The sequence below is a fragment of the Maricaulis maris genome, from assembly GCF_003634045.1.
Classification (GTDB): domain Bacteria; phylum Pseudomonadota; class Alphaproteobacteria; order Caulobacterales; family Maricaulaceae; genus Maricaulis; species Maricaulis maris.
In genome coordinates this window covers 439,605-459,741 of sequence record NZ_RBIM01000002.1, presented here as the reverse complement: position 1 = coordinate 459,741, position 20,137 = coordinate 439,605, and the positions used below count along the sequence as shown (strand labels likewise).

Sequence of the window (20,137 nt, the reverse complement as noted above, 5' to 3'; positions counted from 1 at the left end):
GTCAATTTGCACCTAAGAGTTGTATAATGTGTCTCCGGCGACGATGGTTTGCAAGACCCGTCCCTGGAAACGGCGTCCGGCCCAGGCCGAATTGCCCCGTGCCGAGGCAAAAGCGTCGGGCTGGCAGACCCAGGGCTTGTCGCCATCGATGAGGATGAGATCGGCCGGGGCGCCGACCGCGATGCGACCCTGCGGCAGACCGATGAGGTCAGCCGGGCCGCTGGTCATCACGCGCAGCGCGTCAACCAGTTCGAGTTCGTCGTCATGCACCAGGCCCAGCATGGCGCCGAGCATGGTCTCGAGGCTCAGCGTGCCGGCAATGGCCAGGGCAAAGGGTTCGCCCTTGTCGTCAAACGGTGTCGGCCGGTGATCGGAAACCACCGCGTCGATCTCGCCGGAGATGATGGCGTCGACCAGGGCCAGTCGGTCGGCTTCACTTCTCAGGGGCGGGTCCATGCGGAAGGCACTGTCCAGCCCCCCGGCATCAACCTCGTTGAGGGTGAGATGGGCGATGGCGACGGTGGTGGCGATCTCGAGATCGCGGCTGCGGACATGGCGCAGCGCATCCAGGCCGGCCGCGGTCGACAGCCGGTCAATCATCAGCTTGCCGCCCGAGAGTTCTGCCAGCGCCGCATCGCGTTCGATGGCAATGCGTTCCGATACCGCCGGTTCGGCGGGCAGGCCGAAGCGGGCCGACCAGTCGCTCTCAAGCGCCACAGCGCCCTTGGCGAGATGCGGATCGGCCGGGCGGCTCGCCAGCCAGACATCGAACTGGCTGGTATAGCTCAACAGGCGGCGCATCAGTCGGGCGTCGTGGATGGGGGCGTCACCGCAACCGGCATAGACCGCGCCGCCGCGCACCATCAGGCCGATCTCGGCCATCTGCTCACCCGCCAGGCCCTGGGTCGCGCCGCAGGCCGAAAGAACCCGCACACCACGTTGGGCGAGGCCCCGGTTCATGCCGGCAAACCCGTCCGCGTTGTCGAGCGGGCTGCGCGCATTGGGCGCCAGCACGATCGTTCCGAACCCGCCGGTCATGGCCGAGGCGCACAGCGTGTCCAGGGTCTCGCCGTCCGGGGTGAGGGCGGCTTCCTTGGCGCAGCGCAGGTCAATGAGCGCCGGGGCGAGGATGCAACCCCTGGCGTCGATCACGTCATCGGCGGCATCCAGGTCCAGCTCGTTGCCGGTCTGGGCGATCAAACCGTCCTCGATGAGGACCCCGCCGGGGCCGTCATGGCCGGAGGCGGGGTCGACCAAGCGGGCATTGATGATGGCGCGGGTCGTACTCATGCCGCAGCCTCCTTGCGGATATTGCCGCCGATCAGCTCGAGGATTGCCATGCGGACGGCCACGCCGCTTTCGACCTGGTCGAGGATCACACTCTTGTCGGGGTCATCGGCCAGCTTGGTATGGATTTCGACGCCGCGATTCATCGGTCCGGGATGCATGACCAGCACGTCGGGCGAGGCGGCTTCCAGCCGTTCATGGGTCAGGCCGAAGAGATGGAAGAACTCGCGCTCGGACGGCACGAAACCGCCGGTCATGCGTTCGCGTTGCTGGCGCAATGCCATGACCGCGTCGCAGCCTTTCAGGGCCTCGTCGAGATCGTGGAAGACGTCGCAGCCCCACTGGTCGACATCGGACGGCAACAGTGTCGGCGGGGCGCACAGGCGGATTTCGGCGCCGAGAATATTGAGCAGGCCGATATTCGAGCGGGCGACCCGCGAATGCAGGATATCGCCGACGATCAGGATGCGCCGTCCGCCGACCGAGCCCCAATGCTGGGCTAGGGTGAAACTGTCGAGTAGGGCCTGGGTCGGGTGCTCGTGCATGCCGTCGCCGGCATTGACGACGGAGAGACCTGTCCGCTCGGCGAGGAATTGCGGCGCCCCGGTCGCAGAATGGCGCACCACCATGATGTCCGGCTTCATCGCCGCCAGGGTGCGCGCCGTGTCCGACAGGCTTTCGCCCTTGGAGGCGGAGGAGTTCGCCATGGCGAAATTGACCACATCGGCACCCAACCGCTTGCCGGCCATCTCGAATGAGCCTTGCGTCCGCGTCGAGGCCTCGAAGAAGAGGTTGAGAACCGTCAGCCCACGCAACACATCCGTGCGCTTGTCCGGCGTCCGGTTGGCTGCCAGATGATGCGCGGCGCGCTCGAAAATGATCTGGATATCAACGGGGTTGAGGTCGGCCACCGACACAAGGTGGCGGTGGGGGAAGTCGTAGGAAAATTCCGCGCGGCTCATCCCGTCTCCTGGGTCGCCAAGGGCACACAGATAAAGTGTTCGGCGGTATAGGGGGAGTTGGGGGCGGGAGCAAGGGAGGGTGCGTGTCGTGGTGGTTTTGGCGAGGACCAAATATTGTTGTCATCCCGGACGCATGCCCGGCGTCGGGCCGGGCGGAGATCGGAGATGACAAGTGAGGGTGTTGACCTGCGGTGGGGCTTGCGGCCTGCTGGGCGAGACGCCGCTCGCAATCGGAGCCACCATGACAACAATTCGTCCCATGGCGCGAACCGACGCGCCCGCAGTCCTCGCCATCTACGCCGAGGGCATCGCCACCGGTCACGCGACCTTCGAGAGTGCCGCGCCTGACTGGGCCCATTTCGACGAGGGCAAGCTTGCCGCACCGCGCCTGGTCTCACTGGACGGTGAAGGCGTGGTGACAGGTTGGGCCGCACTCAGCCCGGTCTCTTCGCGCTGTGTTTATGGCGGGGTGGGCGAGGTCTCGGTTTATGTCGCCGCCGCGGCGCGCGGCCAGGGGCTCGGGCGGATCTTGCTGCAGGCCTTGATCGAAGGCTCCGAGGCCGAAGGCCTGTGGACTCTCGCCGCCGGTATTTTCGCCGAGAACACCGCCTCGATCCGACTGCACGAGCAATGCGGCTTTGAACGCCTCGGCGTGCGCCGTGGGCTCGGCAAGATGGGTCATGGCCCGATGGCCGGCCAGTGGCGCGATGTGGTACAGATGGAGCGCCGCAGCGCTGTCGTCGGGATTGATTAGCGCTTGACCTGCGTGCCGGGCTTTCGTCTCGTTCCGGCCATGAAGATTTACTCTCTGGCGCTGGGCGCCCTGACCCTCGCCGCCACTGCGCCAGTCGCGGCCCAGTCCGATACGCAATCCGCCGTCTGCCCCGTCGAGCTCATCGTCCTCGGGGTCGGCCAGGATGGCGGCGCGCCCCAGCTGGGCAATAGCGCGGACCCGGCCTGGGAGGATCCGTCGCTGCGACGCCTGGCAACCTCGATTGCCGTCCTCGACCGGGAGGCGGGCGCACGCTATCTCTTCGAGGCGACGCCGGATATGCGCGAGCAACTCTACCGGCTTGACTTGGCCATGCCGATCACGGCGCGGCCCGGGCTGGACGGCATCTTCCTGACCCATGGTCATATCGGCCATTATACCGGCCTGATGTTCCTCGGGCATGAGAGCATGGGCGCTCGTGATGTACCGGTTTATGCCATGCCCTCCATGTCGGCCTTCCTTTTCTCCAACGGGCCCTGGGACCAGCTGGTCCGCTACGACAATATCGAGCTGGAAGAGATCTGGGCTGGCCAGCCGGTCGAGCTGGGTGATGTCCGTGTGACGGCCTTTGAGGTGCCGCACCGCCAGGAATACACCGAGGTTGTGGGCTATCACATCGCCGGGCCGACCCGTTCGGCGATCTTCCTGCCGGACATCGACAGCTGGGAAGAATGGGAGACGTGGGAATATGGCGAGGCCATGCGGATCGAGGATCTCATCGCCACCGTCGATATCGCCTATATCGACGCCACCTTCTACGCCAATGGCGAAATCCCGGGCCGCGACATGTCAGGCTTCCCGCATCCCTTCATCACTCATTCCATGGAACGTTTCGCCGATCTGCCCGCCAGCGAGCGGGCCAAGATCCGCTTCATCCATTTCAACCACACCAACCCGGTCCGCTATCCCGACGCGCCGGAGCGGGATGTGGTGATCGAGGCCGGTTTCGGGCTGGCGGATGAGGGGGAGCGGTATTGCCTGGCGGATTAGTCGAACCGTTGTGGGCCGTAATTCCAGGTATGTCTCAAGATTTGCCATTCGCCTGATCGCAATTCCCAGAGAATGACCGAGCGCTGGAGCCGTCGAGCGCCATCAGCGCCGCGCCAGAATATCAGGGCTGTCTCGTAAATCCGGTCCGGCCCGGCTGCGAGTGTTTCGCGCGACAGGATGTCGACGTCGGACAGTCCGACCGTCATCAAATGGCTCCAATACCGGGCGATGGCGTCGCGCCCGCCACTCGGCGCCGTCCCCGGTGGCATGATCACGGCGTCCGAGGCGTAGAATTCGCTCGTGTCCTCAGGACGGTTCGCATTCAGGCTGTCCGCCCAACCCGGCAGGTCCTGAGCCTCGACCGCGGGCGTCGCGATGCTGATGAGGAGTGTGGCCAGAATGACGTGCCGCATTTTCCGCCTCCGGTGAGGTGTGAGCCCTGATCGGGGATGGTGAGTATGGGTGAAGCTGGCCTGACCTTGAGATGAACGACTTGCGCGCACGCGCGCGGGGTCAATCATTATTGTCTTGGCGGCCAGTCGGCCTCAGTCGGTTTTCAAGGTCAAGGGCGCCGCAGGCGCCGCTTCGCGGGCAGGCCCCTTGAGCTTGAAAACCGACTGAGGCTTGGTCTCGGCAAGACAATAATGGGCGGGTGTGCGTCGCGGCGCTGCGTGCCAATACGCGCTATCCCAACAGCCACAGCCAGAACGGAATCGTCACAAAGCAGAACAGCGCGCTCGCGGTGATGTCGCCGGCGGAATAGGGCGCGTCGCCGCCCATCTGCTTGGCCAGGACATAGGCCGAGGCGGCGCCCGGCGAGGCACCGGTCAGCAGGAGGATGGTCAGGGGCACGCCCTCAATGCCGAGCAAGCGGCCGATGCCATAGAAGACCAGCGGTCCGATCATCAGCTTGATGAAGACCGACAGTCCCAGAAGGCGCGGACGGGCTTTCATGGCGGTGAAGTTGAGGCCGGCGCCAACGGCCAGCAGGATCAATGGCAGGGCAGCCTGGCCGATCAGGTCGACCGTGTCGGTCAGCATGCCGGGAAGCGGGATACCACCCAGATTTACGATACCGCCCGCCGCCGAGCCGAGGATGAGCGGATTGGTCAGGATGCGATAGATGATCGAGCGCCAGTTCGGCGCTGCGCCATCGCCCCAGATCGACAGGGCCGCGACGCATTCCATGTTCACCAGCGGGATGGAGGCGACCATGATCAGCGCCACCAGGATTTCGCCCTCCTCGCCGAACAGGGCAATGCCCAGGGCGAGAATGAGCAGCCCGTTCCAGCGGCAGGTGGCCTGGAAAACGCTGGTATAAGTCGGGTCGGGGATTTTCAGCAGCGGCTTGATCGCCAGCGTGATCGCCGCCATGCCGAGAAAGCCCAGCATCGCCGCGCCCATGAAGCTGCCCAGCTGGATATCCGACAGGTCGGCATGACTGATCGAGGAAAACAGCAGGGCCGGCGACAGGCCGAGATAGGCCAGCCGCGAGATCGGGCCCCAGCTGTCATCCGGCAGAAGATTGGAGCGGCGCAGCAGCCAGCCGACAAAGATCACGCCGAAGACCGGCACGAGGGCGGAGATGATGGGGTTCATGCGGAACAGCCTCGCGTCGTCAAAAAGGGCAGGCGCTGTTTTCCCTCTCCCCGGGGAGAGGGATCAAGGGTGAGGGGAAAAGCCCGGTCTTGATCGGGTGTCTCGCCGAACCCCCTCATCCCCCCTGCGGGGACCTTCTCCCAAGGGAGAAGGAAGATGGTGGCGCTACTCACCCAGCATCTCCAGCCGATCGAGGGCGCTTTGCAATATGTTGGCGGCGGCGTGGGCGTCGATGATGTCCTTGCGCTTGTCGCGGCGCACGCCGACGGCGATCAGCTTTTCCTCGGCCTCAAAGGTCGACAGGCGTTCGTCCTGGAAGACAATCGGCAGATCGCGCAGGCGCATCAGATTGCGGGCCATGGCGCGGACGGACTGCACGCGCGGGCCTTCCGACCCGTCCATATTGACCGGCAGTCCCAGCACGATGGCGGTGGCCTGGCGCTCGTCCAGCAGGGCGAAGATGCGTTCCGCGTCGTTGGTGAACTTGGTCCGCTTGATGGTTTCCACCGGTGTCGAAAGACCGCGCGAAGCACCGCAGGCGGCGACCCCGATGGTCTTGCTGCCCGGATCAAGAGCGATCAACGGGCCATCGGGCAGGTCTTCCAGCGTTACAATCGGCATGATTGCGGGATGCGCCTTGCACGCGCCACCGTCAAGCTTTCTTGCACCTGCGAAAGGCGATTGCTACTCAAGCGGCTTCGACTATCCGGAGTGATTTCCCATGTCCGTCACCGCTGATGATGTGCGCCGCATCGCGCGTCTCGCCCGCATTGCCGAACCCACTGACCGCGTCGAGGCGCTGGTTGGCGAACTCAATGGCATTCTGAGCTGGATCGAACAGCTCAATGAAGTGGATGTCGAGGGCGTCGAAGCCATGACCACACCGGTGAAATTCCCGCTGCCGCAGCGCGCCGACGAAGTCACCGACGGCAATTGCCGCGACAAGGTCCTGGCCAATGCGCCCTGCTCCGACGAAGGCTTCTTCGTTGTTCCCAAATCGGTGGAGTAGGTCATGAGCGAGCTTTTCAAACTCACCCTGTCTGACATCACCGCCAAGCTGAAGGCGCGTGAGGTTTCCGCGGTCGAACTGGCCACCGAAGGCCTCGCCCTGTGCGAGGCGGCGCAGCCCAAGCTGAATGCCTTTACGGCCTTTGACGCCGACAAGACGCTGGCCATGGCCAAGGCCTCGGACGAGAAGCTGGCACGCGGCGAGGGCGGGCTGATCGAGGGGGCACCGCTGGCGATCAAGGATTTGTTCGCGGTCGAGGGCGTCGACACGGCGGCCTCCTCGAACATCCTCAAGGGCTTCAAACCGACCTATGAGTCGAGCGTCACGGCCAAGCTGTGGGAGAATGGCGGCGTCTTCCTGTGCAAGACCTCGATGGACGAGTTCGCCATGGGCTCGTCGAACGAGACCTCTAACACCGGCCCGGTCAATAATCCCTGGAAGGGTCCGAACGGCGAAATGCTGACGCCGGGCGGCTCCTCGGGCGGGTCTGCAGCGGCTGTGGCGGCTGATCTCTGCTTCGGCGCGACCGGTACCGATACCGGCGGTTCGATCCGCCAACCGGCCGCCTTCACCGGTACGGTCGGCGTCAAAGCCACCTATGGCCGCACCTCGCGCTGGGGCACGGTGGCCTTTGCCTCCTCGCTCGACCATCCGGGCCCGTTTGCCAAGACGGTGAAGGACTCGGCCTTGATGCTGCAGGCCATGTCGGGCCATGACCCCAAGGATTCGACATCCTTGCCAAACGACGTGCCGGACTTTGTCGCCGCCGTGGGCGGTTCGGTGAAGGGCCTGCGCATCGGTGTGCCCAAGGAATATCGGGTCGACGGCATGCCGGCCGAGATCGATGAGGCCTGGCAAAAGGGCATTGACTGGCTCAAGGCCGCCGGCTGCGAGATCGTCGACATCTCCCTGCCGCACACCAAATACGCCCTGCCGGCCTATTACATCGTCGCGCCGGCGGAAGCCTCGTCCAACCTCGCCCGCTATGACGGCATGCGCTATGGCAATCGCGTCGAGGGGGAAAACCTCAATGCGACCTATGAAAACACGCGCGGTGCCGGTTTCGGCCATGAGGTGCAGCGCCGCATCATGATCGGCACCTATGTGCTCTCTGCCGGCTATTACGATGCCTATTATCTGCGCGCCCAGAAAGTGCGCACGCGCATCCTGCAGGATTTCGAACAGGCGTTTGAAAAGGTCGATGCCGTGCTGACGCCGTCAGCGCCATCGGCGGCGTTCGAACTGGGTTCCAAGTCGGACGATCCGATCGCCATGTATCTCAATGACGTCTTCACCGTCACCGCCAACCTGGCCGGCCTGCCGGCCATGTCAGTGCCGGCCGGTGTCGACAAGGACGGCCTGCCGCTGGGGCTGCAGATCATCACCCCGGCGCTGGACGAGGAGACCATGTTCAAGGTCGGCGCGGCGATCGAGGATTCGGCCGGCTTCGTCGCCAAGCCGGAGAATTGGTGGTCCTGATGAGCACGCCCGAAACACCGACACCTGACACGCCGCAACCCGAAGGCCCGAAAAAGCCCAATCGCGGCTTCATGATCATGATGGCCGTGCTTGGCCTCGCCTTCGGCCTGCCGACTGTTTATTCCGGCGGCGTGATGGTGGGGCAGGCTTTCGGGACGGGCGAGTTCCCGGCCATCGGCTTCATCATCCAACTGTCGCTGGGGTTGATGCTGGCCGGGTTCGGTCTGGCAGCGATGCTGGCCGTGGTGAAAAGCTTTGCGGGAAAGTCCGATGGCCAAGGCTGAACCCGCCCACCCAGCCATGAAACTCGCACGCCCGAGTTTTCTTCTTGGCGCGCTCTTCGTGCTGGCGGCGGTCGTGGTGTTTCGCGGCCTCGTGCCGCTGGAGCCGCGCACCATCTGGACCGTTTTCCTGGTCGTACCGGGCATCGGTTTTTTGTTTTTCGGCCTGACCGTCGCCATGGCGGGACGGGTCCTGGTTGCGGCGATGAACACGCCGGAAGACGAGCGTCCCGCTTGGGATGACGACGATGACGCCGACGAAGATCCGGACGAAGACCCGCACAATCACGCGGCCACTCCGCGCTAGCGGTCGCTCCGGGCCTTGGGTCCCGCAGTCTGCCTTTACATGATGAAGAATCCGGCGACCGGCAGCATCTCGCGATATCCGGGATGGTACATGTCCATATAGACTTCGACACGTCCCGGCTGGGCCGACCCGCAATCGAGCTGATAACCATCCACGATAGACCGGTAGATGCCGGCGCCGAAATTGCCCAGCCGTTCAAAGCGCGGCGTCTGCCCATCGGCGCACCGCAGGCGGGACAGATATTCACGCTGCCCGCCCGGACCGGATGCGCGAACCGGATTGTCCCAGCTGCCCAGTGGATAACGCTGAGCCGCTCTGGCACGCGTCTGGAGTTCGCCATCCGACATGGGAGAACGGCCTTCCATCATGGGGCCCAGCAAGGCCATGGCCAGTGCCTGCTCAAACGCAGCCTGGCTTGCGGATACGCGTGGTTCCGGCTTGGACGCGCAGGACGAGAGCGCCAGGGCCGCGACCCCGCTCAGGGCGATCGAAAGAATGGTGTGTCGCAAGGTCTGTCCCTCTTCGGTGCGTCTTCCGTTTGCTTTGCGAGCTATCAGCAAGTCGGTTGCCAGTTTGCCTCGTGCAACTGCAGAAACCTGCCCTACGCCGCAGCAGACCGGCACCGAAATGCGCCATAGCAGCGAGCCGGACTTGACGGCGGGCGGGGAAGGTTCAATCAACGCCGGGTGGGTTGTCTGCCCGCCGCACGACCATAAACACGGGGCTATCGATGAGTGATCACAGCTATATCCTGCCGGGCGCGACCGGCGACTGGGAAGTTGTCATGGGTCTGGAGATCCACGCCCAGGTCGTCTCCAATGCCAAGCTGTTTTCGGGAGCGGCGACGGCCTTTGGCGCGGCGCCCAACACCCAAGTCTCCCTGGTCGATGCAGCCATGCCCGGCATGCTGCCAGTGATCAATGAGCGCGTCGTCGAGCAGGCTGTCCGGACGGGGCTCGGCCTCAATGCCCAGATCAATCTCTGGTCTCGCTTTGACCGCAAGAACTATTTCTACCCGGATCTGCCGCAGGGCTATCAGATCTCCCAGTTCCAATTCCCGATCGTCGGCGAGGGCGAGATCGAGTGCGAGCGCGACGACGGCTCGCGCTTCACCGTTGGCATTGAACGCCTGCACCTGGAACAGGATGCCGGCAAGTCGATCCATGATCTCGATCCCAATTCGACCTATGTCGACCTCAACCGCTCCGGCGTGGCGCTGATGGAAATCGTCTCGCGCCCGCATATCCGCTCGCCCGAAGAGGCCTCGGCCTATGTCGCCAAGCTGCGCACCATTCTGCGCTATCTGGGCACGTGCGGCGGCGATATGGAGAAGGGGCAGCTGCGCGCCGATGTGAACGTCTCGGTGTGCCGTCCCGGCCAGTACGAGAAATTCCGCGAGACCGGTGATTTCTCGCATCTGGGCACGCGCTGCGAGATCAAGAATGTCAATTCTCTGCGCTTCATCCGCCAGGCCATCGAGTATGAGGCCAAGCGCCAGATCGACATCATCGAGGACGGCGGCAAGATCGATCAGGAAACCCGCCTGTTCGACGCAGGCACCGGTGTGACCCGCTCCATGCGCTCCAAGGAAGAAGCGCACGACTACCGCTACTTCCCCGACCCCGACCTGCTGCCGCTCGAGCTGCAGCAGACCTGGGTCGACGAGATCAGGGCCGGCCTGCCCGAACTGCCAGACCAGAAGCGCGTGCGCCTCGTCTCCGAACTCGGCCTGTCCGATTACGACGCCGCCGTCCTGTCCGCCGACAAGGACCGCGCCGATTATTTCGAGATCGTGGCCGAGGGCCGGGACGCCAAGCTGGCCTCCTCCTGGGTCAATAACGAGCTCTATGGCCGCCTCAACAAGGAAGGTCTCGACATCACCGACAGCCCGGTCTCGGCCGAACAGCTCGGTGGTCTGATCGCGCTCATTTCCGACGACACCATCTCCGGCAAGATCGCCAAGGACGTGTTCGAAATCCTGTGGAGCGAAGGCGGCGCCCCGGCGAAAATTGTCGAAGAGAAGGGCCTCAAACAGGTCACCGATACCGGTGCCATTGAAGCCGTCATCGACCGGCTCATCGCCGACAATCCCGACCAGGCCGCCCAGGTCAAGGACAAGCCCAAGACGATGGGCTGGTTCGTCGGCCAGGTGATGAAAGCCATGCAGGGCAAGGCTAATCCGCAAGCCGTGAACGAGATTTTGCGGAAGAAGTTGCTGGGATAGGCAACCCATAGCGCAATTTCCGGACACGTGTCTCCAACGCCTCGGATCGGGTGGCTCCATCTTTCCGATCCATACGAAGCGGTGTGAGGCAGGCTGACTCCGCTTGGAGGTTTTCCCTCTTTCCCGCCGGCCGGTGAGGGGGAGCCGGCCTCGTCTCACTCACCCCCATAACTCTCGCGCACCCAACTCATCGGGGGGCGGATTGGTTGTCCGGGGCGTACCGCGGGCGGCGCTTATTCGGTTTAGCGGGCATGACGACCATTTGACCCCGCGCGGTGATCGACAGGGGCAAAACACGACAAATAACGTGGCCACCACGATGGATCGCTCCATTGCTGCTGATTTTGAATTCGGGGCGGGACGGTGAGTCGGGAGATCTTCCAGCTTCTTGCAAAAGGCCTGGCGGCGTGCAGGTCAAAATTGATGGCTTTAAATCAGAATCTTATCGGATTCGATCGGTATCCCCACGCTCTTTTTGTCCAGGAACGCAAGGCGAGGTCGCCGCGGTGATGTTGTTGTGCGCGGGTACTGCGCCCCGAGGCCCGGCCAGCTTGACATTTCACCCCACAAACCGGCACATCGCGGCAACCTGTCTAACCCCCGTTTTACGGACGCTTTCCCATGCATGCATACCGCTCCCATACTTGCGCCGAACTGCGCAAGGACCATGTCGGCCAGACGGCCCGGATTTCCGGCTGGATCCACCGCAAGCGCGATCATGGCGGTCTGCTCTTCATCGACCTGCGCGACCATTATGGCCTGACCCAGGTCGTGCTGGAGCCGGAAAGCCCGCATTTCGCGACGCTGGAACGCTTGCGTGTTGAAAGCGTGATCACTGTGACCGGTGAGGTCATCGCCCGCTCCGACGAGACCGTGAACGCCAACCTGCCGACCGGCGAGATCGAGGTCCGCCTGGCCGAGCTGGCGATCCAGTCGGAAGCGGAAGAATTGCCGCTTCCGGTCTTTGGTGAGCCGGACTGGTCGGAAGAGGTGCGCCTCAAGCACCGCTATATCGATCTGCGCCGCGAGAGCCTGCACAAGCGCATCGTGCTGCGTTCGAAGATCATCGACAGCATTCGCCGCCGCATGGTCGACGAGAAATTCGTCGAATACCAGACGCCAATCCTGACCGCCTCCTCACCGGAAGGTGCACGCGATTTCCTGGTGCCGAGCCGGGTCCATCCGGGCAAATTCTACGCCCTTCCGCAGGCGCCGCAGCAGTTCAAACAGCTGATCATGGTCTCCGGCTTTGACCGCTATTTCCAGATCGCACCCTGTTTCCGCGACGAGGATGCCCGCGCCGACCGGGCGCCGGGCGAGTTTTACCAGCTCGACATGGAAATGAGCTTTGCCACCCAACAGGACGTGTTCGATGTGATCGAGCCGGTCATGAAGGGCCTGTTCGACGAGTTTGCCGACGGTCGCACCGTGCCGGACGAACCTTTTGTGCAGATCGCCTACAAGGATGCCATGCGCTGGTATGGCTCCGACAAGCCGGACCTTCGCAACCCGATCAAGATGGCCGATGCCTCCGAGACCTTCCGCGGGTCCGGCTTCAAGGTGTTTGCCGGCATGCTGGAACGCAATCCCAAGGTCCAGGTCTGGGCGATCCCGGCCAAGACCGGCGGCAGTCGGGCCTTCTGTGACCGGATGAATTCCTGGGCCCAGAAAGAGGGCCAGCCGGGCATGGGCTATATCTTCTGGCGCGAGGCCGAGGGTGGCCTGGAAGCGGCCGGCCCGATCGCCAAGAATATCGGCGAGGAGCGCACCGAGGCGCTGCGCGTTGAACTCGGCCTCGGCGCAGGTGACGCGTGTTTCTTCGCGGCTGGCGACCCGAAGGATTTCGCCAGCTTTGCCGGGCGTGCCCGCGATGTCGTCGGCACCGAACTCGATCTTTGCGAAAAGGATACCTTCCGCTTCTGCTGGATCGTCGATTTCCCGATGTATGAGTGGGATGAGGACAACAAGAAGATCGACTTCTCGCACAATCCGTTTTCGATGCCGCAGATCGATCCGGATGAATTCCTCAAGCTCGATGCCAATACCGATGCCGACACGCTGCTGGCCCTCAAGGCCTTCCAGTACGACATTGTCTGCAATGGCGTGGAGCTGTCATCCGGCGCCGTGCGGAATCACCGTCCGGACGTGATGCTGAAAGCCTTCGCCTTTGCCGGCTATGATGCGGCGACGGTCGAGGAAGAGTTCGGCGGCATGCTCAACGCCTTCCGCTATGGCGCCCCGCCGCACGCCGGGATCGCGCCGGGTGTTGATCGGATGGTCATGCTGCTGGCCGGCGTCGAAAACCTGCGCGAAGTGGTGATGTTCCCGAAGGATCAGCAAGCTCGCGACCTGATGATGAACGCACCGGCCGAGGTTGAGCTCAAACAATTGCGCGAGCTGCACATCCGCACGGTGGTGCCGGATGCGAAGAAGACCTGATCGGCGTTGATCGCGTCAGACAGATAAACGCCGGCCCGATGGGCCGGCGTTTTCGTGTGTGGTGATGTGGTCAATCAGGATGGTGGCCGCGGCGACCGGGTTGGGGATCCGGCATGGCATTGTGCGGTTCCGGTGGTTCCGGCGGAGTGTGCGGATCGGGTGGTGTCGGTGTGACCCGGCGCAGATGTTGGTCATCGATCATCCAGATTGTGTCAGTGTCTGTATCGGGTAGCTCGATGATATAGGTGCCGTCCTCGGTCTCGATGCGGGCGGTGGCGCGGCCATTGCGGCCCAGGGCCCGGTTTTGGTCGCGAAGTGCGCGACGGGCGGCCTGGTTGGCATCCATCGCTTCGCGCCGCGCATCTTCCAGGATGCGGCGCCTTTCCTCGCTGATCGCCTCGCGCTGGGATTCGCGTTCGCGTTCGATACGGCGCAGTTCGCGTTCGGCGCGGGCGATCTCACGCATGGCGTCATTGGTGGCTTCGCGAATGGCGTCCTGGTCGAGCTCTGACGCGTGCAATTGCAGCGCCGCTCCGATCTCTGACAGGATCTCGATGCGGGCATTTTCCAACGCTTGGAGTTCGATCACGCGCTCGACCCGTTCCGGCTGCGAGAAGCGCAGCGCATATTCGAAACGCGAGGTCGTGCGGGCGTCATCGGACAGGCTGCCACAATCGGGCAGGTTGACGCCCGGACCCAGGGCGGTGGTCCCGTCTCCACAGGCGCCGCTGAGATTTTCCTTGGTCAGCCCGGTGGTTTCGGCAAATGAGGCGCCGGAGAAATTGGCGCCGATCAGGCTGGCACCCGTGAAGTCGACCTCGCGCAGGCTGGCGCCCTGGAAGTTGGCGCCGGTCAGGTCTGCATCCTGGAAATTGACGTCATTGCCCGAGACCTCGGCGAAATTCGCCCGCCGCAGCTCGGCGCCCCGGAAATTGGTGTCACTGAGTTGGGCGCGCAGGAAATTCACCTGGCGCAAACGTGCATCGGCGAACAGTGTGTCGGTGAGCGAAGACCCGATGAAGGTAACGAAGACCATCTGGGCGCTCGTGAAGTCGGTGTCGGCGAGGTCGGCCGAGGAAAAATTGACCCGCTCAATGACCGAGTTTGCCATCGTCGCGCCGGACATGTTGGCGCGCGAGAAGGTCACACCGGTCAGGCGGGCGTTGACCATGATCGCTTCGTTGAAATCGGTATCGTTGAACTGGCTCTCGATCATCGTGACCGACGGCAGTTCCGACTGGGCGAAAGTGGTGCCTTCGAAATTGGCGCCGATGAAAACGGCATTGGCCATGTTCTTGTCGGAAAAGTCACAGCCCTCGCATTCGCCGCCAATGGCCAAGCCACGACGCGGATGGTCGTCGTCGCCGCCCGCCAAGGCAGGCGAGACTGCCAGCGCCAGGAGCGCGGCCGAAGAAGCGAATATCTTCAATCTGTTCCGCATATGCTCACGGATAGGCCAGCCAAACCGGCAAGGCGACTTAAATCACGGTAACCCGATTGCATATCCTATGAGGGCGTGGCTGGGCTGGCCAGCATTGCAAGCGGTGATCAGCGACAGGCTGGCAGCGTCAGTCCGGCCGGCAATTGTGTCGAATTGTCGCCGCACGCTGCGCTCAGCTGGGCCTGGGTGAGGCCGCGAACCCGCTCCATCTCGGCGCCGGACAGGGTTGCGCCGCTGAGATCCGCGCCGCTGAAGTCGGCGCTGCCAAAATGGGCGCCGACCAGATTGGCCCGGCTGAGATCGGCATTGCGGAAGCTGGCGCCGGTGAAACGGCCGCCAAAGAGGTTGGCAACAGACAGGTCGGTGCCGTCGAAACGGGCCCGGTTCATGGTCACCAAGGCGAGGTTCGCCTGCCGCAGGCGGGCACCGGACACATCAATGCCGGGCAGGTCGCGATAAGCCAGTTCCGCTTGGAAAAGGTTGCAGCCGGGGCAGGACTGGCCCGCCTGGACACGCGCAATCTGTCCCGCATCCTGGGCCTGGGCAAGGCCGGATGTCGCGACGAGGGCGGTCAGGGCAAGGATAAGCCGTACCATTGTGGAGCACTCCGAAGATATTGCCGGGTGTGCTGCAAGGCCCGCGCCGTTACCGGATCAGCTACCGGTCCAGTTGCAGGCATCACATTTCTGCCCCGTCTCGTCGTCCATCACGACTGTGAAATGGCCACATTCCGGGCAGGGTGCGCCGCTGTAGACGGAGATGTCACGCGAGGTCGATCGCGTGGCGTGGCCTTGATCCTCGATCTCGTAATGGCCGGACTGATTGTCCTTGCCATCGCCGCTGGCGGCCCGCTTCGGGGCATTGGCAAACATCAGGATATTGTCGGGCACCTGGCCGCGCGAGAAGCCGCGCGAAATGAATTTGGCCGCGTCTTCCTGGGCCAGCTTCTCTTCCTGGACGCCGCGACCGAGATCGCCGGGATCAGCCTTGTCAGCCGGAATTTCCGCCAGGTCATCACGGCCGAGATAGGAAACGCCGAGCTCGCGGAAGAGATAGTCCAGGATAGAGGTCGCGTGCTGGATCGAGTCATTGCCCTGCACAGCGCCAGCGGGCTCGAAGCGCGTATAGACGAAAGCGTCGACGAATTCTTCCAGCGGTACGCCGTATTGCAGGCCGATCGAGATCGCGATGGCGAAATTATTCATCAGCGAGCGGAAGGCGGCGCCTTCCTTGTGCATGTCGATGAAAATCTCGCCGAGCTCGCCATCATCGAATTCGCCGGTGTGGAGATAGACCTTGTGGCCGCCAACAGTGGCTTTCTGGATATAGCCCTTGCGGCGGTCCGGAAGTTTGCGGCGGGCGGCCGGCATTTCGACAACCCGTTCAACCGTGCGCTCAACGACGCGTTCGGTCGGCGGCGCCTCGGCGGCATAATCGCCCTTGTCGAAATCAATCGCCGGCAAGAGGTCGAACAGGCCCGACGCCGTGCGCCGGATCGACAGGGCCCGCAGGCCCAGCTCGCCGCCGAGATCGATCAGGGCCGCGACATCATCAATCGTGGCATCGCCCTCGATCGCGAGCGCGGTCTGGCAGCAGCCGCCAATCTGCGCCTCAATGGCGGCGGCCATCAGCATCTGGTCCTGGTGCGACGGCGTGTCGAAGACCCGGCGCGTATTGGCCGACAGGTCCGGAGCGCCGGCGAGATCACCGGTGCCGTGGGCGTGGGCATCGGCGGCGCGGATATCGGCCTCGTCATAACCGATGGCGTGGCACAGGGAATTGCCGTCACGCTCGATCACGTCGCTGGTCAGGCCCAGCGCGTCGCGACAGGTCCGGTCTCCGAGTGTCCAGCGATTGAGGGCGTGGCGGATGGAAGCCCCCTCCGCGATCGAGTCTTCGAGGCGTTCAAGCGCCTCGGCCGGCAAGCCGCGTGCCATCAGGTCTTCCAGCGAGATGCCGGGGGCGCCGCGCAGGCTGCCATGGCCGGCGGCATGATCTTCGGCGCGTTCGACCTCGGTGACGCTGCAGCCCAAGGCAAGCAGGCCGGCACGGGCACAATCGCGCAGGCGTCGGCCACCTGCCATGTCGGCATCGCTGGTGATCGCCGACGCGACCGGCTTGGCGCCGAAACTGTCGGCATCGATGAGGGCGGCGACCGTGGCATCCGGCTCCCGGCAGGTCAGGGTCGGTCCCGGCCTGGCCAAGGCGGCTTTCGGCAGGAAGGGGGCGGGGGACGTGCGCAACTCGGCGGCCACCGGCGAGAAGGCGGCGGGCAGGAGGTCGAGGTCCGGCAGTTCACCCAGCCCGGGCGCGGCGGCTCCGGTTTCCATCGCGACATCGCGTAGGGTTCGTGTCGCCAGGTGGGCAATGGCGGCGCTGGCGGCGCGGGCCGCATCGCTGCTGTAGGCGAGGCCGGCCGACATCATTAGTGCACCGAGACCGGTCAGGGACAGGGAGCCGGCCGAGCTGGCGCCCTTGGGCGCGCTGAGAGTCAGTGCGATGGCCCAGTAGCGCAATGCGTCGGTAAAAAGGTCTGCCCGGAAGCCATGCTTGTGATCAAGGAAGGCGGGAAGATTGATCCACAGGCTCGGCCCGGTCTCGTCCGGACTGGCGTGGAAGGCCAGTGACGGCGTGCCGAAACTCCATACGGTGCGGGCAATGCCGGTCCGCAAGTCACGGGCACGCACTTCGCCGCCATCCTGTTCAAACGTCCAAGTCTGGTCGCCCGATACGGCAGCCGTGAAGGCCGCAGGCACATGCAAAACCGCCGGGCGGGTCTCGACCGCGTCGGGAATAAGCGCCGAGAGCGCCTCGTCATCGGTGCCTTGCCGGGCCAGGGCGAGGGCGCGTTCGACGGCTTCCTCCGGCACGCCGTCCTTGAGGGCGCGGCGCATGGCGCGGGCCAGGGCGGCATTGCGGCGCGGATCGAAACATTCCTCGATATCGCCTGAACAGCGACGCACCGCTTCGCCGATCGCTTCGAGACGATCACGGGTGACGCGGGCGCCGACATCAAGGACCGAAGCGCGCAGCGCCGTTTCGGCGACGCGGCGCAACTGGCCCGGGGCCTGGCGCGAATTGACGCGGATGGTGAGCGGCGGTGTTGGCGTTGCGGCGCCGGGCACTGGATCACCATAGGCCCAGTCGACACCGCCTTCGCGGATCAGCGTGGCATCGGCAATGACCATTCGTCCGGTCAGGCTGGCGGCGAGTTCGGCGGCAAACAGTTCAGCGTCAGTGTCATTGGCGAAACCGCCCTGCCGGGCCGCCGACCAGGCCATGGCGCCGGACAAGCGCTGAGCGGCGGTGGCAAAATCCGTTTCAGGGACGCGTTCATCACCGCTTGCCGAGGCCGGGCACAGCGCGCCGAAGGTCTTGGCGCCTTTGCGCGGGCTGGTTTGCAGCGGCCGTGGCGTGTCCAGCAGGTCGGCGAGGGTTTGGGCGGCGGTGCCGCTCCAGCCCGCCGGCGTGGTGATCTGCCGCACGGTGCCGCTCGCGGCATCGGTTGGGCCGTCCGCATCATCATCACTGGATGCCAGCAGGTGCGTCTCCAGCCCGCTGGCGGACGCTGTCTCGGCGATGAAATCGGCTAGGCGACCGAAGACCTGCATGCTGAATTCCCTCCCGACCCGAATCGCTCGGGCGCACAACGAGTCTACCGCGTCGTGATACGGTCCTGAAACCCGCCGCGTTCAACACTGGACCCGGCTGCCCGACAGGGGCATATAGGCCAAGCCTGCCTCGACCGACTCGGAGCCGCTGACAATGTTCGGACTGATCTCAAAAATCTTCGTGTGGTGGAAAGATGCCACCCCGGGAACCTTCCTGACGCTGCGCATGCGCGGCGCCAAACAGGTCGGCTCGGACGCGTACGGCAATCGCTATTTCGAGGAATCCGGTGTCACCGGTCCGGATGGCCAGGGCCAGAAGCGTCGTTGGGTCATTTACAAGGGCTATGCCGACGCCTCGCGCGTGCCGTCTGACTGGCATGGCTGGCTGCATCACACGTTCGACGAACGTCCCAGCGACACGCCGCTGATGCGCCAGGCGTGGGAGAAGGATCACCATCCCAATCTCACCGGCACGGTGCACGCCTATCGTCCGACCGGCTCGCTCGCCTCCAGTGACCGCCGCCAGTCCACGACCGGTGACTATCAGGCCTGGTCTCCGGACGAGGCATAATCCGCCTTTACCGCGTCACAATCCCGCGACAGGGTATGCGTCATGAAAACCTGTGTACTCGCCTCGATTGTCTCGCTCGCGCTGGCCGCTCCACTCTGGGCCCAGGACGAGACCCCGTCATCGTCCTCATCCGCCGAGGACGCATCCGACCTCCTGCGCCGCGACGACCCAGACAACACGCCGGAACGGGGTCCCTTGTCTTCGCAGCCGGGCAGCTTGGTTGTCTTGCGCGGTCTCGACAAGGTGACCGCCCGCACCCGCGATTTCGAGGTCGCCATTGGCGACACGGTCCAGTTCGGGGCCTTGTCGATCACGGCGCAATATTGCCGCAAGCGGCCGCCGGAAGAGACGCCGGAAACCTATGCCTTCCTGCAGGTCAATGATCGCCGGACCGATGGTTTTGGAGTCGATGTCGAGGGCGAGCCGATCTTTTCCGGCTGGATGTTTGCTTCGCGGCCGGCCCAGAACCCGCTGGAACACCCCGTCTACGACGTCTGGGTGATCGACTGCAGGGCCTGATCGCCGGTTATCTCGTCCGGCAGCGTGTTGAAGTCCGCCTCGAATATCAACGCATCGGCCAGTTTCGCGCGATAATCGCTGCGTGAAATCGTCTGCGCGCCGAAACTTTGCAGGTGCTCGGTGGTGAATTGCGTGTCGAGCAGGCTGTAGCCACCGGCCTTGAGCCGCGCGATCAGGTGGACGAGCGCGACCTTGGAGGCATCGCGGCGGCGCGAGAACATGCTCTCGCCGAAAAAGGCGGCGCCCAGCGAAACGCCATAGAGCCCGCCAACCAGATCATCGCCGCTCCAGCATTCCACCGAATGGGCATAGCCGGCCGTATGCAGGTCGCCATAGAGGCGGATGATGCCATCATTGATCCAGGTTTCCTCGCGGCCCGATGCCGGTGTGGCACAGCCCGCGACCACGGCAGCAAAGTCATGATCGACGGTGACCTGGAACACATCCTGGCGGACGGTCTTTTTCAGGCTGCGTGAGGCATGGAAGCCATCGAGCGGGATGATGCCGCGTTCGTCGGGGTCGAGCAGGTAGATGCGCGGATCGTCGCGACCCTCGGCCATCGGGAAGACGCCGCGGGCATAGCAATTGAGCAATTCCTCGGCACCGAAGCCGCGCATGTCCTCTCCTCAACCGGGCCGGCCGGGCG

20 protein-coding genes are annotated in these 20,137 nt (G+C 64.1%); 10 read left to right on the top strand and 10 right to left on the bottom strand.

All coding sequences use genetic code 11. From position 1 onward, the window contains the following. Nucleotides 1-12: 12 nt before the first annotated feature. Both C7435_RS05310 and C7435_RS05305 read right to left on the bottom strand, forming a co-directional pair. The gene (locus tag C7435_RS05310) at nucleotides 13-1,290 is read right to left on the bottom strand and encodes a dihydroorotase (RefSeq protein WP_121210311.1); all 1,278 of its coding nucleotides are present in this window, start codon (nucleotides 1,288-1,290) and stop codon (nucleotides 13-15) included. Next, nucleotides 1,287-2,249, bottom strand: a complete 963-nt coding sequence (locus C7435_RS05305) for an aspartate carbamoyltransferase catalytic subunit (RefSeq protein WP_121210310.1) — start codon at nucleotides 2,247-2,249, stop codon at nucleotides 1,287-1,289. The genes C7435_RS05310 and C7435_RS05305 overlap by 4 nt, the downstream gene beginning before the upstream one ends. A gap of 241 nt (nucleotides 2,250-2,490) precedes the next feature. Here C7435_RS05305 and C7435_RS05300 point away from each other — a divergent pair, with 241 nt between their 5' ends. Together C7435_RS05300 and C7435_RS05295 are read left to right on the top strand one after the other, a co-directional pair. After that, nucleotides 2,491-3,003, top strand: a complete 513-nt coding sequence (locus C7435_RS05300) for a GNAT family N-acetyltransferase (protein WP_121210407.1) — start codon at nucleotides 2,491-2,493, stop codon at nucleotides 3,001-3,003. 39 nt (nucleotides 3,004-3,042) lie between these two features. Then, nucleotides 3,043-4,011: an MBL fold metallo-hydrolase gene (locus tag C7435_RS05295; protein WP_121210309.1), complete on the top strand. Its 969-nt coding sequence runs from the start codon at nucleotides 3,043-3,045 to the stop codon at nucleotides 4,009-4,011. Here the strand turns inward: C7435_RS05295 and C7435_RS05290 are convergent. The 3 genes from C7435_RS05290 to ruvX all read right to left on the bottom strand — a co-directional run bounded on the left by C7435_RS05290 (nucleotide 4,008) and on the right by ruvX (nucleotide 6,231). Continuing rightward, nucleotides 4,008-4,424, bottom strand: coding sequence for a YybH family protein (locus tag C7435_RS05290; RefSeq protein ID WP_170150341.1), 417 nt, complete (start codon nucleotides 4,422-4,424; stop codon nucleotides 4,008-4,010). The two genes, C7435_RS05295 and C7435_RS05290, sit on opposite strands and share 4 nt — an antisense overlap. 271 nt (nucleotides 4,425-4,695) lie before the next feature. After that, entirely contained in the window at nucleotides 4,696-5,610 is a 915-nt protein-coding gene (locus tag C7435_RS05285) for an AEC family transporter (protein WP_121210307.1), read from the bottom strand. Between the two features lie 165 nt (nucleotides 5,611-5,775). Continuing rightward, nucleotides 5,776-6,231, bottom strand: coding sequence for a Holliday junction resolvase RuvX (ruvX, locus tag C7435_RS05280; protein WP_075190800.1), 456 nt, complete (start codon nucleotides 6,229-6,231; stop codon nucleotides 5,776-5,778). Between the two features lie 100 nt (nucleotides 6,232-6,331). On the opposite strand from ruvX, the gene gatC reads away from it, so the two are divergent. From gatC to C7435_RS05260, 4 genes are read left to right on the top strand one after another with little or no spacing between them, the layout of a single operon-like run. Continuing rightward, complete coding sequence (gene gatC / locus C7435_RS05275) at nucleotides 6,332-6,619, top strand: Asp-tRNA(Asn)/Glu-tRNA(Gln) amidotransferase subunit GatC (RefSeq protein WP_121210306.1); 288 nt, start codon at nucleotides 6,332-6,334, stop codon at nucleotides 6,617-6,619. Between the two features lie 3 nt (nucleotides 6,620-6,622). Then, nucleotides 6,623-8,098: an Asp-tRNA(Asn)/Glu-tRNA(Gln) amidotransferase subunit GatA gene (gene gatA, locus C7435_RS05270; protein ID WP_075190798.1), complete on the top strand. Its 1,476-nt coding sequence runs from the start codon at nucleotides 6,623-6,625 to the stop codon at nucleotides 8,096-8,098. Next, nucleotides 8,098-8,382: a hypothetical protein gene (locus tag C7435_RS05265; RefSeq protein ID WP_075190797.1), complete on the top strand. Its 285-nt coding sequence runs from the start codon at nucleotides 8,098-8,100 to the stop codon at nucleotides 8,380-8,382. The genes gatA and C7435_RS05265 overlap by 1 nt, the downstream gene beginning before the upstream one ends. Further along, complete coding sequence (locus C7435_RS05260; RefSeq protein ID WP_121210305.1) at nucleotides 8,369-8,686, top strand: hypothetical protein; 318 nt, start codon at nucleotides 8,369-8,371, stop codon at nucleotides 8,684-8,686. Before C7435_RS05265 ends, C7435_RS05260 begins: the two co-directional genes overlap by 14 nt. Before the next feature lie 35 nt (nucleotides 8,687-8,721). Here C7435_RS05260 and C7435_RS05255 read toward each other — a convergent pair whose 3' ends face one another. Continuing rightward, the gene (locus C7435_RS05255; RefSeq protein ID WP_147422631.1) at nucleotides 8,722-9,195 is read right to left on the bottom strand and encodes a hypothetical protein; all 474 of its coding nucleotides are present in this window, start codon (nucleotides 9,193-9,195) and stop codon (nucleotides 8,722-8,724) included. A gap of 221 nt (nucleotides 9,196-9,416) precedes the next feature. Here C7435_RS05255 and gatB point away from each other — a divergent pair, with 221 nt between their 5' ends. Continuing rightward, nucleotides 9,417-10,910, top strand: coding sequence for an Asp-tRNA(Asn)/Glu-tRNA(Gln) amidotransferase subunit GatB (gene gatB / locus C7435_RS05245; RefSeq protein ID WP_121210302.1), 1,494 nt, complete (start codon nucleotides 9,417-9,419; stop codon nucleotides 10,908-10,910). A 621-nt stretch (nucleotides 10,911-11,531) separates the two neighbouring features. Continuing rightward, nucleotides 11,532-13,349, top strand: coding sequence for an aspartate--tRNA ligase (aspS, locus tag C7435_RS05240; protein WP_121210301.1), 1,818 nt, complete (start codon nucleotides 11,532-11,534; stop codon nucleotides 13,347-13,349). Between the two features lie 70 nt (nucleotides 13,350-13,419). Here aspS and C7435_RS05235 read toward each other — a convergent pair whose 3' ends face one another. From C7435_RS05235 to C7435_RS05225, 3 genes are all read right to left on the bottom strand, one after another. After that, nucleotides 13,420-14,778 carry a pentapeptide repeat-containing protein gene (locus C7435_RS05235; RefSeq protein WP_170150340.1) on the bottom strand — a complete coding sequence of 453 codons (1,359 nt, stop codon included), beginning with the start codon at nucleotides 14,776-14,778 and terminating at the stop codon, nucleotides 13,420-13,422. 119 nt (nucleotides 14,779-14,897) lie between these two features. Then, nucleotides 14,898-15,386, bottom strand: coding sequence for a pentapeptide repeat-containing protein (locus tag C7435_RS05230; RefSeq protein ID WP_121210299.1), 489 nt, complete (start codon nucleotides 15,384-15,386; stop codon nucleotides 14,898-14,900). A gap of 57 nt (nucleotides 15,387-15,443) precedes the next feature. Beyond that, nucleotides 15,444-18,401, bottom strand: a complete 2,958-nt coding sequence (locus C7435_RS05225; RefSeq protein WP_121210298.1) for a TSCPD domain-containing protein — start codon at nucleotides 18,399-18,401, stop codon at nucleotides 15,444-15,446. 154 nt (nucleotides 18,402-18,555) lie between these two features. On the opposite strand from C7435_RS05225, the gene C7435_RS05220 reads away from it, so the two are divergent. Further along, complete coding sequence (locus C7435_RS05220) at nucleotides 18,556-18,972, top strand: NADH:ubiquinone oxidoreductase subunit NDUFA12 (protein WP_199288355.1); 417 nt, start codon at nucleotides 18,556-18,558, stop codon at nucleotides 18,970-18,972. 42 nt (nucleotides 18,973-19,014) lie between these two features. Then, complete coding sequence (locus C7435_RS05215; protein WP_121210297.1) at nucleotides 19,015-19,491, top strand: DUF2155 domain-containing protein; 477 nt, start codon at nucleotides 19,015-19,017, stop codon at nucleotides 19,489-19,491. Here the strand turns inward: C7435_RS05215 and aat are convergent. Beyond that, entirely contained in the window at nucleotides 19,458-20,108 is a 651-nt protein-coding gene (gene aat / locus C7435_RS05210) for a leucyl/phenylalanyl-tRNA--protein transferase (protein WP_121210296.1), read from the bottom strand. The genes C7435_RS05215 and aat overlap by 34 nt on opposite strands. Nucleotides 20,109-20,137: the final 29 nt, after the last annotated feature.